The organism is Thalassospira sp., assembly GCF_040218635.1.
In the GTDB taxonomy this organism is placed as follows: domain Bacteria; phylum Pseudomonadota; class Alphaproteobacteria; order Rhodospirillales; family Thalassospiraceae; genus Thalassospira.
This window is the reverse complement of sequence record NZ_JAVJRB010000012.1, coordinates 172,890-188,411: the sequence shown is the minus strand read 5'-3', so window position 1 is coordinate 188,411 and position 15,522 is coordinate 172,890. Positions and strand designations below refer to the sequence as shown.

Annotated in this window: 15 protein-coding genes; 7 read left to right on the top strand and 8 right to left on the bottom strand. The window is 52.5% G+C overall.

The window, feature by feature from the left end:
• Nucleotides 1-71 precede the first annotated feature (71 nt).
• From der to RIC05_RS14755, 3 genes are all read right to left on the bottom strand, one after another.
• Nucleotides 72-1,595: a ribosome biogenesis GTPase Der gene (der, locus tag RIC05_RS14765; RefSeq protein WP_350045467.1), complete on the bottom strand. Its 1,524-nt coding sequence runs from the start codon at nucleotides 1,593-1,595 to the stop codon at nucleotides 72-74.
• Between the two features lie 108 nt (nucleotides 1,596-1,703).
• Entirely contained in the window at nucleotides 1,704-3,083 is a 1,380-nt protein-coding gene (locus tag RIC05_RS14760) for a PQQ-like beta-propeller repeat protein (protein WP_350045466.1), read from the bottom strand.
• 28 nt (nucleotides 3,084-3,111) lie between these two features.
• Nucleotides 3,112-3,762: a tetratricopeptide repeat protein gene (locus tag RIC05_RS14755; RefSeq protein ID WP_350045465.1), complete on the bottom strand. Its 651-nt coding sequence runs from the start codon at nucleotides 3,760-3,762 to the stop codon at nucleotides 3,112-3,114.
• Nucleotides 3,763-4,296: 534 nt separating this feature from the next.
• Here RIC05_RS14755 and RIC05_RS14750 point away from each other — a divergent pair.
• The 3 genes from RIC05_RS14750 to RIC05_RS14740 all read left to right on the top strand — a co-directional run bounded on the left by RIC05_RS14750 (nucleotide 4,297) and on the right by RIC05_RS14740 (nucleotide 6,034).
• Entirely contained in the window at nucleotides 4,297-4,722 is a 426-nt protein-coding gene (locus RIC05_RS14750) for a hypothetical protein (RefSeq protein WP_350045464.1), read from the top strand.
• 173 nt (nucleotides 4,723-4,895) lie between these two features.
• Nucleotides 4,896-5,252 (top strand): DUF2794 domain-containing protein, encoded by a 357-nt coding sequence (locus RIC05_RS14745; protein ID WP_350042193.1) that lies wholly within the window; start codon nucleotides 4,896-4,898, stop codon nucleotides 5,250-5,252.
• A 116-nt stretch (nucleotides 5,253-5,368) separates the two neighbouring features.
• Nucleotides 5,369-6,034, top strand: coding sequence for a tetratricopeptide repeat protein (locus RIC05_RS14740; protein WP_350045463.1), 666 nt, complete (start codon nucleotides 5,369-5,371; stop codon nucleotides 6,032-6,034).
• Nucleotides 6,035-6,107: 73 nt separating this feature from the next.
• On the opposite strand, the gene RIC05_RS14735 is transcribed toward RIC05_RS14740, so the two are convergent.
• Nucleotides 6,108-7,043 (bottom strand): PQQ-binding-like beta-propeller repeat protein, encoded by a 936-nt coding sequence (locus RIC05_RS14735; protein ID WP_350045462.1) that lies wholly within the window; start codon nucleotides 7,041-7,043, stop codon nucleotides 6,108-6,110.
• Nucleotides 7,044-7,123: 80 nt separating this feature from the next.
• Here RIC05_RS14735 and RIC05_RS14730 point away from each other — a divergent pair, with 80 nt between their 5' ends.
• The 4 genes from RIC05_RS14730 to RIC05_RS14715 are packed head-to-tail and all read left to right on the top strand — an operon-like array spanning nucleotide 7,124 to nucleotide 12,643.
• Complete coding sequence (locus tag RIC05_RS14730) at nucleotides 7,124-8,503, top strand: tyrosine-type recombinase/integrase (protein WP_277277485.1); 1,380 nt, start codon at nucleotides 7,124-7,126, stop codon at nucleotides 8,501-8,503.
• Nucleotides 8,496-10,349, top strand: a complete 1,854-nt coding sequence (locus RIC05_RS14725; protein ID WP_277277483.1) for a site-specific integrase — start codon at nucleotides 8,496-8,498, stop codon at nucleotides 10,347-10,349. The genes RIC05_RS14730 and RIC05_RS14725 overlap by 8 nt, the downstream gene beginning before the upstream one ends.
• Nucleotides 10,350-10,386: 37 nt before the next feature.
• On the top strand, nucleotides 10,387-12,252 hold the full coding sequence (locus RIC05_RS14720) for a site-specific integrase (RefSeq protein WP_157097758.1): 1,866 nt from the start codon (nucleotides 10,387-10,389) through the stop codon (nucleotides 12,250-12,252).
• Between the two features lie 7 nt (nucleotides 12,253-12,259).
• Complete coding sequence (locus RIC05_RS14715; RefSeq protein ID WP_063093914.1) at nucleotides 12,260-12,643, top strand: hypothetical protein; 384 nt, start codon at nucleotides 12,260-12,262, stop codon at nucleotides 12,641-12,643.
• Nucleotides 12,644-12,803: 160 nt separating this feature from the next.
• Here RIC05_RS14715 and RIC05_RS14710 read toward each other — a convergent pair whose 3' ends face one another.
• Genes RIC05_RS14710 through RIC05_RS14695 form a run of 4 tightly spaced genes read right to left on the bottom strand, consistent with a single transcriptional unit; the run spans nucleotide 12,804 to nucleotide 15,515 of the window.
• Complete coding sequence (locus RIC05_RS14710) at nucleotides 12,804-13,475, bottom strand: cytochrome c biogenesis protein CcdA (RefSeq protein WP_063093916.1); 672 nt, start codon at nucleotides 13,473-13,475, stop codon at nucleotides 12,804-12,806.
• Between the two features lie 32 nt (nucleotides 13,476-13,507).
• Nucleotides 13,508-14,929: a mercury(II) reductase gene (gene merA, locus RIC05_RS14705; protein ID WP_063093918.1), complete on the bottom strand. Its 1,422-nt coding sequence runs from the start codon at nucleotides 14,927-14,929 to the stop codon at nucleotides 13,508-13,510.
• 1 nt (nucleotide 14,930) lies between these two features.
• Nucleotides 14,931-15,182 carry a mercury resistance system transport protein MerF gene (gene merF / locus RIC05_RS14700; RefSeq protein WP_063093920.1) on the bottom strand — a complete coding sequence of 84 codons (252 nt, stop codon included), beginning with the start codon at nucleotides 15,180-15,182 and terminating at the stop codon, nucleotides 14,931-14,933.
• Nucleotides 15,183-15,185: 3 nt separating this feature from the next.
• On the bottom strand, nucleotides 15,186-15,515 hold the full coding sequence (locus RIC05_RS14695) for a heavy-metal-associated domain-containing protein (protein ID WP_062956565.1): 330 nt from the start codon (nucleotides 15,513-15,515) through the stop codon (nucleotides 15,186-15,188).
• Nucleotides 15,516-15,522: the final 7 nt, after the last annotated feature.

The following is a 15,522-nucleotide window of genomic DNA, read 5'->3' as shown; positions in this document are numbered from 1 at the left end:
ACACCATAAAGTAAAAACCGCCCTGCGACAACAGGGCGGTTCTAAATTGGTTCACTACCAAGCTACTGAAATCAGCGTTTCTTTTTCTTGTTCGCAAACGGATTTTCGCTGCTGCGCAGATTGATACGGATCGGAACACCCGGCATATCGAAATCTTCGCGCAAACCATTGATCAGATAGCGCGTATAGCTTTCTGGAAGCTCTGCCGCCTTGGAACAGTTGATAAAGAAGCTTGGCGGGCGCGCCTTGGCCTGGGTCATATAACGCAGGCGAATACGACGCCCGGAAATGACCGGCGGCAAGTGACGTTCACTGACAACTTCAAGCCAGCGGTTAAGCTTCGAGGTCGAAATACGGCGGCTCCAGATATCGTGGATATCAAGAACCGTCGGCATTAAACGTTCGGTGCCCCGCCCGGTCAGTGCCGAGAATGTCAGAACCGGAATGCCTTTGGCCTGTGCAAAGGATGTATCAAGCTTGTCCCGAAGGGCCTGCATGACACCGGCCTTGTCCGTGATCGTGTCCCACTTGTTGACAGCAATGATCAAGGCACGGCCTTCTTCAAGCACCATACGGGCAATCGTCAGGTCCTGCTTGTCCATCGTATTGGTCGCATCAAGCATCAACACAACAACCTGTGCATAACGGATCACGCGCAACGTATCGGCAACCGAAAGCCGTTCAACACGGTCATCTATCTTTTTCTTACGCCGCATACCGGCCGTATCGACCAAACGGATCGGACGGCCTTCATAGGCCCAGTCAACCGCGATTGAATCGCGGGTCAAACCGGCCTGCGGCCCGGTCATAACGCGGTTCTCACCCAAAAGCTGATTCAGCAATGTTGATTTACCGGCATTCGGGCGACCAACGATTGCCAACTGGATTTTTGAATTATCCCGTGGACCTTCGTCGATCAGCTCGCCGTCTTCGTCTTCATCATCTTCGTTGAATTCGATTTCAAACGATGGGAAGGCCTCGCCACCATAATCGGCGTCATCATCCTCGATCTGGTCATCCGCATCATCTGCGTCCAGACCAGCCAACTCGTTTGCTTCTTCACGGGCGTGCTGCTTGGCAACACGAACGCGGTCTTTCCATTCTTTCCAATGCGGCTCAAGCATGTCGTAAAGCAGCTCGATCCCAAGACCATGCTCGGCCGAAATCGGGGCAACATCACCAAGGCCAAGGCCATAGGCCTCATACAGGCCCGGGTCCTGTGCAATGCCTTCATGCTTGTTGGCAATGACATAGACCGGCTTGTGGCGTTTGCGCAGCCAATCGGCAAAGTGATTGTCAAGCGGGGTCAAACCCGCACGGGCATCAATCAGGAACAGCGCAATATCGCATTCCTCAAACGCCATTTCACTTTGCTGGCGCATCATGCCTTCGACGGAATTATCAAATACTTCTTCCAGACCGGCGGTATCGATAATATCGAACGACATATCACCAAGCCGCGCCTTGCCATAACGGCGGTCGCGGGTGACACCGGGCTGGTCATCAACCAGGGCCAGCTTTTTGCCGACCAGACGGTTAAACAAGGTCGACTTCCCGACGTTGGGGCGACCGATAATAGCTACTTTTAGCGACATCTGACTTTCAGACTCTCGTTATAAACGGCGATATGCGCCGGAGGCATCAAAGCCCACGGCGCACCGCAAATCTTGCAAGGAACCCTTGCGGAAAACTTCTATTACTGATCAGCGATATGCAATTAGATCGGCATCCGCGGTCAGGAAGTAAAGGCTGTCACCTGCAACAGATGGCGGCAGGGTAATTGGCCCGGACAATTCGTCCTTGCCAAGAATGTCACCGCTATAAGGGGAAACAGTCATTACTTCGCCCTGCTCGTTACCAACGATCAACCTGTCACCAACCAGAACCGGACCTGTCCAGACAATCGGCTCATCCTGGTCTTCGGGATCGACAAAACGTGGCAGAACTGTCACCCATTTAACCTGTCCGGTCTTCCGACGCAAGGCAATCAGATCATTTGTGTTGGTAAGAATGTAAATATAATCGCCGGCAACCCATGGCGACTGGATACCACCGGCCTCAAGTTCCCAGACCCGGTACCCCGTGCGAAGGTCAATCGCAACGGTCAAACCGGAGTTACTGGTCGCAAACACCAGATCATTGTCAATCACGGGCAAACCCCGAATATCGGCAATTGCAGAAACCGCATCGGTCCGCCCGGCACCGGCCAGTGCATCAGACCAGATCACCTGCCCGTTCTCGACACGCAGCGCATACATCTCACCCGTTGAATAGGCCGAAATCACCACCCCTTGGTCAACAGCCGGGCTGGCGCCACCGATAAATGATGCCCCCTCGGATGCACCGCGATGGTTCCAAAGGCTTTCACCGGTCAAGGCATTGAGCGCAATCGTCTGGTTATCAATCGTGATGGCAAAAATTCGCCCGCCGCGCACAGTTGGTGCCGAACGCATCGGCGCACTGACCTGTTCACGCCACAGGATGGTTGCACTTGGCGCGTCAATCGCAATGATTTCGGCAAAACCGGTCGTCGCGTAAATGATCCCGCCTTCATAGGCCAGACCACCACCAAGCAGGGTGCTGTCCTGTTCGTCTTCAGGGGCGAGTTCAAGCGACCAGATTTCTTTGCCTGACCCGGCTGCAAAGGCGCGAACTTCGGCACTGGCATCAATGGTAAAGATCACGCCACGGGCAACAATCGCCTGATTAAGCAAAAGATTGTCATCCATCGACCCTTCGCCGATATCAATCGACCAATCCTGTTCAAGGACATCACTTGCCAAAGCAACATGATGCAAGGCGTGGTTCGGGAACCCGCCATTCTGCGGCCAGTCAACCATCGGTTCGGGTTCTGGCAGAATGACACGCTGATCAGATAGTTCGACGTCAGGCTGTACCGTGCTTTGCAAGGCCAGAACGGAGATACGCTCACCCGGTAACGGTGGTGCTTCTGCTTCGCCCAGCCAACTGGAACACCCTGCCAAAAGGCCCGTCAGCCCCATAACGCACAGAAGTGACTTAATACCGCGTGTGGTCAAAACCATATCCCCTAATTCAAGCTCACGTCCTGTTGGCCAGATCATTTTCCGGCCAACCTTTGCCTAGATCTGGTCAGGCACCAACGGCCTTGAGAATTTCACTTGCGCGTGCCCGCATGCCAGACGGCGCGTCACCATCATCGGCAATATCGGTCAGAAGCGGTTTGGCCGCTGCAACATCACCGGCAGCAACATGAAGCAACGCAATCATTTCAAGTGCCGAGTAATACCAGGCATTTTCCGGAACCGCGATCGGCTCCAACTGCGCGATCAGGTCTTTGGCATTGCTTTGTGTCGCACTATTCATGGCGATCTGGACAACGGCAAGATCACGATAAACCTGATCAATGTCGTCATTCGCAGCAACGGCTTCAAGTTCACTTACAGCAGACGGGGTTGCCCCGGCGCGCAGGTAAATCGCAGCTTTCTGGAAATGGCCCATGGCGACAAAACCGGCATTGCCATCGGCAATGATCGCATCAAGTGCCTCAAGTGCGGCATCCTGTTTGTCTTCACCTGCCTGGGCAAGTTCGACGGCATTGGCAAAGCGCGTACCGTTTTCGATGCTGGTCGTCTGCTCGTAAGTTTTCAGGCCTTCACGGCCCGCAACACCCAACACGATAACAGCAGCGGTACCGATTACGTATTTCCCGTATTTGCGCCACAGTTCTTCACTGCGTTCACGCTTAAGGTCTTCTTCGACTTCCTGGAAAATATCAACCACGAAAACGGCTCCAATCCGGTCACAATAAAGCGGGCAACTTGCCCGCTTATCTGAAAATAAATCTGGCAAGGATTTAACGCGCCAGCACGCACAGGGTCAAGTCTGCTCGACACCAATCACAGCTTTCAGGCGATTATTTTACCCGATTACCGGATTCCACCCATATCAAACCGCTTTTCGCGCCAATTTCATCGTCAAACAAAACCAGAATTTTGGGCAAATTACGGCATTTCTTCACAAAAGGGAAAGAATTGCCTGCCCGTCTTTGCCGTTACATGCCGGTTTAAACCGCTTGGAAAGGATTGGCGCACATCATCAAGGATAGATCTCAGCGCGAAAGCACGCCCATCAGATGCATATTCGATCCAACAGAATTGCGCGAAACAGGCTGAAAACAACACTAAAACCGCCCATATCAAAAACAGACAGACCAATATGGCGAATTCGGCACAAGGTTTGCTTTGGTAAATGCCAAGGGAACAGATTTCACAATGTCATCGGTCAAAATTGCCCGGTGGCTGGACGGAGACCATCATGAAACGCCGCCAGATTGTTCATAGCCGCTTAGATGCCAAACGTATCATTCGACAACGCATCCTTGCCGGATTGTTTGCGGCCTTGCTGGGGACAAGCGTTTCTGGTTGCAGCACAACCATGTCAGACATCGCCGGAACCAGCCTGTTTACCGGCGGCGAATGGTATCTGGCCTTTGACGTGATCAGCATCATCAATACGGACAAAACCCTTATTGATCATGCCGTATCCCTTTCCACCGGTCAGGATTGCTCGACCATCCGCAAGATTGATGGCAAATCCTATTGCAAAAAAGACCCGGTGCCTGAACCCCCACTTTATTGTTATCGCACGCTGGCGGCGGTCAGCTGTTATCGCACGCCCGACCCCTATAACACGGGCTCCCAGACTGTGGACTGGCCACCGACCCGCTCACGCAGTCTTTAACCGCCAAGCCCTTGATCGTTCGATCATAACCAGCCAGCAGGTTTAACTGCGCGGCTGGTTTTTTTCATTGAAACTTGAGGCAATTGCCAATCCACGCTACCGTGTCATATAGCTGTCATTTTCGGGCATGCGGAATGAAGCTAACTTTAGGGTCCAGACTGCCGGAGCATGACATGGGAACATTGTTCGATTTGGCCAAATACCGCAAAGCCAAAAGCTTTGTGCATTTTGACCGGGCTGAACTTATGAGGCTCATGAATACATATTCCCGTCAGGTCGCAAGCGGCGCCTGGCGTGATTATGCGATTGACCATCTGGATGGCATGGCGATGTTTTCAATCTTTCGCAGCGCCCATGAGACCCCATTATTTGCGGTCATCAAGCTTGGTCCCGAACACAAGAACGCCGGCCAGTTTCTTGCCCTGCATAGCGGGGAGCGCATCAAGCAAAGCTCCGATATCAACAATGTCCTTGAGGCCATCGAAAAACGCGCCCGCAAAGTGATCCCCCTGTTCAAAACCCATTCATGACAAAAATGACCGCGCCATCTCGATCCGTTGTTTCACATCTTTTTCGAAATGTCGCATTCGCCGTCTCCCTCTCCGTCGCAATCTTGGCCCTGCCATCCCCTAGCCCGGCGACACAGATGAGTGCGGAATACCAGTCAGGGTATCGCGCCTATCAATCTGGCAACTTTGCCTTGGCGCAAAGCCAGTGGCATGTGGCGGCAAACAATCATGATCCGTTTGCACAATATGCCCTTGGCCTGTTGTATTATCGCGGCGAAACAGGACCGGTTGATTACAAGCAGGCCGCCAAATGGTTTTCACAAGCAGCCAAAGCCAATCACGGTGGCGCGACCTATTATATCGGGTTGCTGTATTTTAACGGGCACGGCTTGAACTATGATCAGTTCCGCGCGACCGAGTATTTCAAACGCGCCCTTCACATCAACCCGCACAATGCCAATGCCGCCTATTTGATCGGGGCACAGTATTTCCATGGGCGCGGCGCATCGCAAAACTTTGTCGAAGCCGCCCATTATTTTGAGATTGCCGCCAAGGAAAACATGCATGCCGCACAATTCATGTTCGGGGCGATGCTTGAACGCGGCTGGGGTGTTCCGCAAAATTATGCGGAATCTTATTACTGGTTAAAACGCGCAACCCTTGGCGTAATATCCCTGCCCACCGGGGCAGAAGAAGAAAAACCGATGGATGCCAAGGCGGCAGTTTCCGCCCTTGAACCCCGCCTGCGCCCCGAAGAAATCAAGCGGATCAATGATCGCCTGACCAACGAGGCCGCTGGATAAACTCCCCCAATAAACATAACAAAGGGGCCTGTATGACAGGTCCCTTTGTTGTCTCAAATCCACTTAAAGCCGGTCACTCGGACAGCTTATAGGCGATCACGTAGTCCCCCGGCGTTGTTCCGATTGACCCATGCCCGCCAGCAACAATCAGCACATATTGCGTACCGTCTTTGGTCTGATAGGTCATCGGGGTCGACTGCCCACCGGCCGGAAGACGTGTTTCCCACAATTGGTTGCCGGTCGACACATCATAGGCGCGGAAATAGTTATCCACTGCCGCACCAAGAAACGCGACACCGCCCTTGGTTATGATCGGACCGCCAATTCCCGGCACACCGACCTCGAATGGCAACGGTAACGGCGTCATATCTTCGACAGTGCCGTTTTTATGTTTGTAGGCGATCTTGCCGGTACGCAGATCAGCACCGGCGACATACCCCCATGGCGGGGCCTGACACGGAATACCAAGCGGGGATACAAACGGCCCCATGCTTACGGCATAAGGTGCGCCGATATTGCGGTTAATGCCCATCTCGCTGGCCTTTTCCGTTCCGCGTGGCGGCACTTCATCGCGCGGGATCAATTGCGATGTAAAGGCAAGATAGGTCGGCATGCCAAACATCACCTGACGTTCCGGATCAACCGCAACACTGCCCCAGTTAAAGGTCCCGAAGTTACCCGGGTAAATCAGCGACCCTTGCAAGGATGGCGGGGTATAGCGGCCTTCATACTTCAACTGATGGAACGCAATACGACACGCCATCTGATCAAACAGGGTAATGCCCCACATATCCTTTTCCGTCAGGGGATCGGGCATAAAGGTCGAATCAGATACCGGCTGGGTCGGCGCGGTAAAGTCTTCGGGAATTGCCCCGCCAGGTGCCGGAACTTCTTTGACCGGAATGATTGCCTCGCCCGTCCGGCGATCAAGGACATAAATATCCCCCTGCTTGGTCGGACCGACAAGGGCGGGCACCGTTTGGCCGTCCTGACTGGTAATATCAAGCAAGGTTATATGACATTAAAGGCACCGTTCACATCTACAATCTTTACTGCCAAAGTGCCAGAAGCCTTGCCTGCAGCGCCAGCATGCTGGCGCTGCAGGCAAGGCTGCCGTTACAGCCCCGGAATGACAGACACCAGCCAATCTTCCAACATCGAAAAGAGGGAAGGATGCTGTCAGCCCCCTACTACACAGTTGCCAAAGCAACGGATATCGTACGCCCTGCAACGATTACCTGCGATACCGAGTGGGAGAAGGTAAAACGTTACAGTCTCCCTGCGGGTTTCCACTATCTTGTTCGCGACGGAGGCAGGGTTGTTGAGCCCGTGTTGTTCTATCTCCATGACAAATGCGTCCGATCCGCGAGGATTCCGTCGGTAGGAAACACACAAACAGCTTTAACCTATGACCTGTATGAGTGGTTCTCATATCTGGGCCTGCTTCAACAGCACTGGGATACTGTTTGTTTCGATGACATCGAATTGTATCGCGACAAGCTTTTATGCAGCACATCGCCCAAAACCGGCAAAAAATACGCGACAACAACAATACGCCGTCGGCTCAGCACCATAGTGGATTTTTATGAATGGGCAACCAGACAGGGTTTGATTGAATTTGATACGAAAGAGTTCTACGAAGAACGCATCAAACCCCGAAATTATGCAATTACCTCGATGGCGCATATCCGAACCGGCGACAATAGAGTCAAAACGAGTAAACTGCTTCCGAGAACCTATAACAGCGAGACAGCAGAGGCATTTTCTCCGGACGCTCTACAACGGGTACTCGCCGAACTTGGTTCAATCCCTGGAAACAAAGCGGATTGTCGTCCATGCAGAGACCGGCTCATCGCCAGCCTTGCTGTCGCAACCGGCATGCGACTTGACGAATGTGCCAGCCTCACTCTGTCACAATACAAAAATCTCAAGAAAGATAGCAGCTATAGCAATGTCGCATTGCCTCTGTATAAAACCAAAGGCCTGAAGCCGCGCACTGTTATCATACCAAGCATAATCTATGACGACCTGAGACATTACGTAAAAACCGAACGGGCCCGAGCAGTGCGATGCGCGAAAACGCCTGTCGAGACTCTTTTTGTCAATCACGTCCATGCAAAAAGAAACCCGGGTGAAGCCCTGACAGCACATTCCATCTGGCGCCACTTTCAGCGCGCGGTCCTGAAAGCCGGTCTTGTGCGCTTCCCCCATCAAAACGGCACAAGAGGCCCGGCAGCACGCCCCGAAGCCCTGCACAGCTTTCATCACCTGCGTCATACCTTTGCGGTTACCATGTATTTTGAACTGGTTCGCGCGGGCAAAGCAGAACCCTGGCTTAGCCTTCGGACATTACTTGGACATAGTCACATAACGACAACAATCAATACATATCTGCGGAGTGTACAAATTCGGGAAGCACTCATGACAGATACTCTGAATACTTATCTCAAGGCGCTCCGCGATGGTTAGAAAGCGCATGGACAGGTCTTTTCTCTCGCATCGTCCTGCGGTACCAAATTTCGCAGACGACAAATTGGCAGGGTCGGACAAGGAAGAGAAACAATATGGAATTATTAAAAGGCTGTCTCCTGACGGGAAACTCTCACAACTCACGCTGAACTGTCCCCGTTCCGGAAAGTCCAACCGTGGCAGCGCAGAAATCAAGGTCAGTGACGACTGGCTCAGAGCCGAACATCTGTCCATTCCGTTCGCCACTGCAATTTTTTCTCATATTCGCAAATTTGGTCCCTCTACCCAAGCCAACAAGGTTCATGCTCTCAATCGCTTCTTTACTTTCCTTTGCGAGTACAGAAAAACACATTTTGAACTGTCGGATCTGACCACAACTCTTTTCAACGCGTATATTTTCTGGCTCGATACCCAACAGCTCACAAGCAAAACAAAAGCCGGGTTAATCTCCCCACTTCGTATTGTGCTGCGCTATCTTAAACAAAATCCACAATATGCAAGCAAAGTGCCCGGGGATGCTTATATCAAGCCAAATCCGTGGCCTGGTGTGAACGAGCAAGTTTCTCATCGACCCATTTTGGCTATCACCGATCTTGTGAACATTGAACGCGCCTGCATCAAAGAGATGCAGACATGGATGAGCAAATGCGAAGAAGGAAACGACCTTATCGAGGCTGGCAGAGAACGACTTCTGGCTGGCGCGTCGCCTACCGAATACAAGCTTGAGACATTACTGGCAGTGATTGAAGATCAGTATGATGGCTATGTGATGAACAGCAAACAATTCTTTGCTGACTGCGATGGCCGAAGAAAACAGATCGAGTTTTTTGGAGGAATTAAGGGTATCGCCCCGTGGCTCTATGCAACGAAGCGCTCTCTAGTCCCGTTTGTCTTGATGATGGCGATCAGAACCGCCTTCAACCCGGAAACCGTACTGGCACTCTGCAAATCGGATATTCGAAAAAGTCCTTTGCTGAAAGGAAGTTCCGAATTATCGCCAAGATATCGGGTGGTCGGCGGGAAGAAACGCGCGCGGGGAGACCAGATTCGAACCTATCCTCAAGACAGCACAGAGATTGATAGTCCGGTTACCATTTTCCACAATGTCGAAAAGCTGACCGGCCGACTACCAAATGCCGAGCACGATCCCAACCATGACATGCTCTTCATATTTCAGGGCAGAAATTACGGAAGGGTTCATCATTATCTCAATGCAACCTGCACCTTCCCTAACGCACTTTCTGCTTTCAGGAAAGATAATCAACTCCCTGATTTCAGCTTGTCGAACATTCGCCCCACCATCTCGGAGATCGTCAATCAACTCAGTAACGGGGATATCAAGGCACAGCAGGCAATTCTCAATCATTGGCGCACAGAGACAACGGAAACGCATTATGTGTCGGAAGCGGCCCGGCACCGCAGACGGGAAACATTGGGCAATCTTTTGAACCGACGGGAACGATATATCCGGACATCCGGAAAGTCCGATGACCGTATCAATATTCCAGACAATACAGGTCGCGCCGCAACGCCGGGGTTTGAATGCACCGACCCCTATGATTCTCCTCTCGCATCCCAGTCCACAGGACAACTCTGCACCGCCTGGGGAGAGTGTCCGCTATGTCCTCGCGCCGCCGTGATCCCCGACAATTCACACGCTTTGGCACAACTGCTTCATCTCCACAATGCCATTGAGAAAGCACGTCACGATTTACCGCCAGGTCGCTGGCTATATTGGTCAACGGTACAAAAGGCCCTGAACAATTGGCTCAGCAAGTTCCCGGCCAAGAGTGTTTGGCATGAGGCCAAAAACATTCAAAGAACCCACGCCATTCTGATCGAATGACATGAACCCTATACAAACCGCTACAGCATATCATCTCATGGCAGCGGAAGATCTGCGGGAAACGAGGATCAACCGCCATTCCCGCTGGTCTGATGACAGATGGTTCTTCGACAATCTGACGCCAGGTCACGACGCTGCAGCCAGCACCATACGCTGGGATTTCATCATGCCGGACGGCAGTAAATTCGTTGATCCTAAATGGGCGATATTGCTCGACGCGCATCGTCGACTGGTCTGGTCATTGATTGTCGACCCAAGACAGCGACATAGATACAAGCCGGGCTCAATGGGCAAGCTCTCCCGGCGGGTTCATTATCTTGCCCGCTGGATGGGCAAATCCGGCTACGCTCATTTCGGCGCGCTTGATACCAACGCATTCGCCCAATATCTTGATGACCTGCTGATTGATAAACGCGATAAAGCCAATCTCAATGCCCTGTATCTTATGGAACATCTCGCATTACCTGTTTCTTTGGGATATCAGGCCCCTGTTCTGGCAAAAGCCGGAATTCCTGTACCGGGCAGCGCCCCCTGGCATGGCATGACGGCGTTCGAGGTCGCGAAACAGCTGGCAGGCAGGGAACAGGGATCCGTCCCGCCCGTCCCGGACCCCATATTTTTACACATAATGACCAGTGCCTTGCGCATGCTTGATGAAGCAGAGGATATCATTTTACAGGCTCGGCATTTCGCGGACACCAAAGACCTGCTGGTTGCCGAAAAATATGCACCAGACAGGCAGCATTTACGGGATCGCATCAACTCTCTGACTGACGCGTGCCTGATCCTCATCCAGGGATTGACGGGTATCAGAGTGAGTGAATTGCTGGGACTGCAAGCCTCTGATACGCCACTGGCACAAAATACCTTGCCCGATTGCATAAAAATTGAACCGTCGGCCAGCGGTCTTCATGAGATATTTTATCTTTCCGGTCATATCTACAAGACGACGAAAACGCCTCGCCCGGTCACCTGGGTCACCGGACTGCGCCCGGTCGGGAGTGATCACCTTCCTGTTCCGGTCAAGGCAATATCTGTCATCGAAAGGTTGTACGCCCCCTGGCGCACTCGAAGAAACATCAACGAACTGATTGTCGGTTTTAGCCGAACAAAAAGCCTGACCAAAGATGTGAAAGCCCATACTTTAAGTTGGGTCAATCGCTGCCAGAGAAGGTTCTTTGTCAGAAGCGGTGTTAAGGATTGGACTGTTACTTCTCATCAATGGCGCAAATCCTTCGCCCAATATGTCATCCGAAGCGACAGCTGCATGCTCCCGGTGCTTCGGGAGCATTTCAAACACATCAGTATGGCGATGACGGAACAGGGATATATAAATGCGGATCCAGAACTGAAACAGATCCTTGATGATGCTGCGGTTCAGTCAACGGTCTCTCTCATTGGCGAAATGATTGCCGGCAGAAAAAACGTCTCGGGGGCCCTCAGTGGAAAACTGAAAGAGACTGCGAATCAACTCGGAAAATCTCTGGACAACCGTCCCGAAGATGACCGCCCACGCGATATTGAAGAACTGGTTCGTACCTCGGGTATACGGGCACATGATATTCGCTGGGGAAAGACATCCCTCGGAACCTGCCTGTTTCGACAGGGAACCGGGAATTGTACCATCGGTTGCTCTGCCCGATGGGTGATCAGTGCGCCGCTATGGTCGGCCGCACGCCCGGATTTATGTTGGGAATGTCAAAACCTTGTCCTTGACGAGACTCATTTGCCCTTCTGGAAAGACCGCCGGGCCAAATTGCAAGATGATCTGAAAACGGCAACAACCAATGATGACTTTGCTCTCGCACAACTCTGCAAACAACGCCTCGAACAATGTATTATGGTGCTAAACAAGCTTGAAACCACCGAAGCTGCAGCTGCAGAAAACAACAATCCCGGGTAATGAAACCATGTCACCCACATCTGTTGAAGCCGCATTCATGATGGCGATTGATCGGCTCCTCGCGCGTCATGCTCTGAAAGCCAATTCCAGCAATACACCCAAAATCAACAAAAGTATGGTTGCGCGCGAAGCCGGGCATAGCCGGACAACACTGTACAAATATCCCAAAGTGCTTGAGAGACTGAAATCATTTGAGGCAACAGCAAAATCATCAAAACAAAATGAGATCATGAGTCTGCGTCAGGAAATCGCCAAATTAAAACAGGAAACCGGGACGGCGAGAGACCTGATGGCAGCAATGCTGCTTCAAATGCGCGAGATGGAACGACAAACGGCTTCAAGAATTCGCCAGGCAGTACGTATGACACAAGCAGAAGGTTCTGATACGTAATGGGCCTTCCACGACACAGGAAGACTCTTAACAAGCCTTTTACATCAATCGTGGTGTCTACGCCAAGCCTCTCCTAATGCACATGTCTCCCATCTTCCATAAATCATCCCACTTACGACAGATCACTTCCGCAGATCAGCAGAGAGGCGCCTCCCCAAGTTCATGCCTTTGCCCAGTCTGCCAGATTGACAAATAGCCCGAACCAGATTGACCATAGGCCAAGGGCGACGAAAACAAAGCCGGTCAACCAGCGGCGCGGACGCATCCAGTCTGCAAGTCCGACAAGAAGCGAAGTAAGTTGCGGCACGACCGAAAACGGTACCAATGGAAGTGACAACGACAGCGCAAAGACCGCCATCAGAATGAAACCCTTTGCGGCGGAGCCTGTTGCGGTTGCGGCCCCCATCAGGCCGAAAAGGATCGGCGCGGCGCAGGCGGGAATATTCAGGCCAAACGCAACGCCCTGAACCCATGGGTTTTTCGTGATCCGCCATCCGACTGGCGCAATCCGGATACGCCGCCGAAACCGTCCCCCTGCACCGAACAGGAAGACAATTCCGATGACCATATAGAGTGCCCCAAAGATCAGCCATGCCCCGGTCTGAACCCCGATCATGCGTTGTCCCAGCATGACGATCACGCCGCCGAAACCGCCCATGACCAGAAGGCGTGCGAGCATGAATGCAGCTAGAGCCCCAACCCGCATGCGCAGTGAACGGTCACACTGGCTGTTGAGAAACAGCATATGCGCGCCAATCGTGCAGGGCTCGATAAATCCCAAAAATCCCAAGCCCAGCGCAAGAAAGATCAGGTTGAACAGGTCCGGTGTCACGTTTGTAAATTCCTTATCATCGTCGCATGGTGTTACCCGGCACAACAGGACAGTCTGGCGACATCTCTCGCAAAGCCCTGAGCGGCAAGTTTCAGGCCCTCGACTGTGGTCAGATAGGGAAAAATCGTGTCGCCAAGTTCTTGGGCGGTCATCCCAAACCGTATGGCCAGCGCCATTGTCTGAATGCTGTCACAGCCCTCGGGTGCCAGTATCTGAGCGCCCAGCAAGCGGTCAGTTGCTTCATCTGCAATGAGTTTTATCAAACCGCGTGTATCACGGGCGGCAAGTGATCTGGGCACCAGATCAAGCGGCACGACAGATGTCTTGACCACAAAGCCCCGTTTCTGTGCCTGAACCTCGGAGAGACCTACGCCAGCAACTTGTGGATCAGTGAAGACAACCCAGGGCATCGTTGTGTTGTCATATGTCTGTTCGTCACGGTTATAGGCATTTATTGCCGCAAGTTTGGCGCCATAAGCTGCCATATAAACGAACTGGTCGCGCCCGGTCACATCGCCCGCAGCATATACATCAGGACGCGTCGTCCGCATGTACGCGTCCACAACAATTCCGCCATTCGAATTTACTTCAATTCCGGCCGTTTCGAGGCCTAATCCGTTTGTATTCGGCTTACGGCCTGTCGTTACCAGGATATGTTCAGCAAAAAGAACCTCGGCCTGGCCATCAACGTTAATGGTCAGTTCCGTTTTATCATTCTTCCGTTCAACCCTCTCGTAGGTGAGGCCCGTGCGAACGGATACCCCTTCATTCCTTAACTCCTGAGTGAGCGATGCAGCAATTTCCGGTTCTGCTTCGGGAAGAAGCCGTGACCGTGTCACCAGCGTAACCGAGCTGCCGAGCCGTGCAAACATCTGAGCCAGTTCACAACCGATATATCCGCCGCCAATCACGAGAAGTGATCGTGGCTGCTGATCAAGTTCAAGTGCCGTTGTACTGGTCAGACAGGGGACATTCTCAATGCCTGGAATATCGGGAAATGACGGGGATGTGCCGGTTGCAATGATTGTCTTTCTTGCAACAAGCTTTTTGCCGTCAAGCAGAAGACCGGTGTCATTAAATATAACGTCCCCTTCGAGATAATCGATACCATCATATTCGGGCAGCAGATCGATATATTTCTTCTGACGCAAACCGGAAACCAGATCCTCTTTAGCCTTGATCAGGGACTGCCAGTCAGCGACATGAGCGTTTCCGGAGAGGCCGGGAAAACGCGCAGCGGCCCCCGCACCATGCACGGCCTCTGCGGCACGGATCATGGTTTTGGAGGGAACACACCCGACATTGACGCATGTGCCGCCAATCATTCCCTTGCCGATAAGTGCGACCCTTGCGCCCTGTTCAGCGGCCGTAATCGCCGCCGAAAAACCGGCCGAACCCGCGCCGATAACAGCAAGGTCATATTCCTGTTTGTCGGTCGAACAACAATTGTTCATATTATTTTCCTTTCCGGGTGGTTGGTTGTGTATCGGTCTCGCAGCAAGCGCGCGCACGGGCTCGTTGTCGGTAGCCGTACAGTGCCAGGGCAATGAACAGGAGTAATCCGGGTATGAGGACATAGTCTATCCAGCCCAGCCATGCCGAGAGTCCAAGGGCCCCGAACGAGACAACAAGGATTGGTGTGAAACAGCAGATCACAGCAAAAATTGTTCCGACGATCCCGGTTTTGAAAATGGTGTTGCCACGCATTATTTAATCCCGCGCCTTGGCCGGATAACCGGCATTTGTCGAAGCGATCCCGATGGTTTCCACATTGGCGACTGACGGGTCGAAGGTGACAGTTGCGGTTTTTTTATCGAAGTTGACGTCTACGGCCTCTACGCCGGTGACGGCTTCCATCGCGGTTTTGACCGTCACCGGACACAGGGCGCAGGTCATGTTTTCGATGTCGAAAACGGTTGTTTGTTCATCCTGCGCTGTGGCGCTGGCAGCAAGCGCCGCAGTTGGGAGGTAGCCTCCCGGATATATGACAGCCAGTCCCAGGGCAAATGCCCCGGCCAGAATAATGCCTGTTCGTTTCATCTCGATT

What these genes read in the sequence shown, in the direction of transcription:
- der (WP_350045467.1), bottom strand. Translation starts at nt 1,595, where the DNA reads ATGTCGCTAAAAGTAGCTATTATCGGTCGCCCCAACGTCGGGAAGTCG.
- RIC05_RS14760 (WP_350045466.1), bottom strand. Translation starts at nt 3,083, where the DNA reads ATGATCTGGCCAACAGGACGTGAGCTTGAATTAGGGGATATGGTTTTG.
- RIC05_RS14750 (WP_350045464.1), top strand. Translation starts at nt 4,297, where the DNA reads ATGAAACGCCGCCAGATTGTTCATAGCCGCTTAGATGCCAAACGTATC.
- RIC05_RS14745 (WP_350042193.1), top strand. Translation starts at nt 4,896, where the DNA reads ATGGGAACATTGTTCGATTTGGCCAAATACCGCAAAGCCAAAAGCTTT.
- RIC05_RS14740 (WP_350045463.1), top strand. Translation starts at nt 5,369, where the DNA reads ATGAGTGCGGAATACCAGTCAGGGTATCGCGCCTATCAATCTGGCAAC.
- RIC05_RS14730 (WP_277277485.1), top strand. Translation starts at nt 7,124, where the DNA reads ATGCTGGCGCTGCAGGCAAGGCTGCCGTTACAGCCCCGGAATGACAGA.
- RIC05_RS14725 (WP_277277483.1), top strand. Translation starts at nt 8,496, where the DNA reads ATGGTTAGAAAGCGCATGGACAGGTCTTTTCTCTCGCATCGTCCTGCG.
- RIC05_RS14720 (WP_157097758.1), top strand. Translation starts at nt 10,387, where the DNA reads ATGGCAGCGGAAGATCTGCGGGAAACGAGGATCAACCGCCATTCCCGC.
- RIC05_RS14715 (WP_063093914.1), top strand. Translation starts at nt 12,260, where the DNA reads ATGTCACCCACATCTGTTGAAGCCGCATTCATGATGGCGATTGATCGG.
- merA (WP_063093918.1), bottom strand. Translation starts at nt 14,929, where the DNA reads ATGAACAATTGTTGTTCGACCGACAAACAGGAATATGACCTTGCTGTT.
- merF (WP_063093920.1), bottom strand. Translation starts at nt 15,182, where the DNA reads ATGCGTGGCAACACCATTTTCAAAACCGGGATCGTCGGAACAATTTTT.
- RIC05_RS14695 (WP_062956565.1), bottom strand. Translation starts at nt 15,515, where the DNA reads ATGAAACGAACAGGCATTATTCTGGCCGGGGCATTTGCCCTGGGACTG.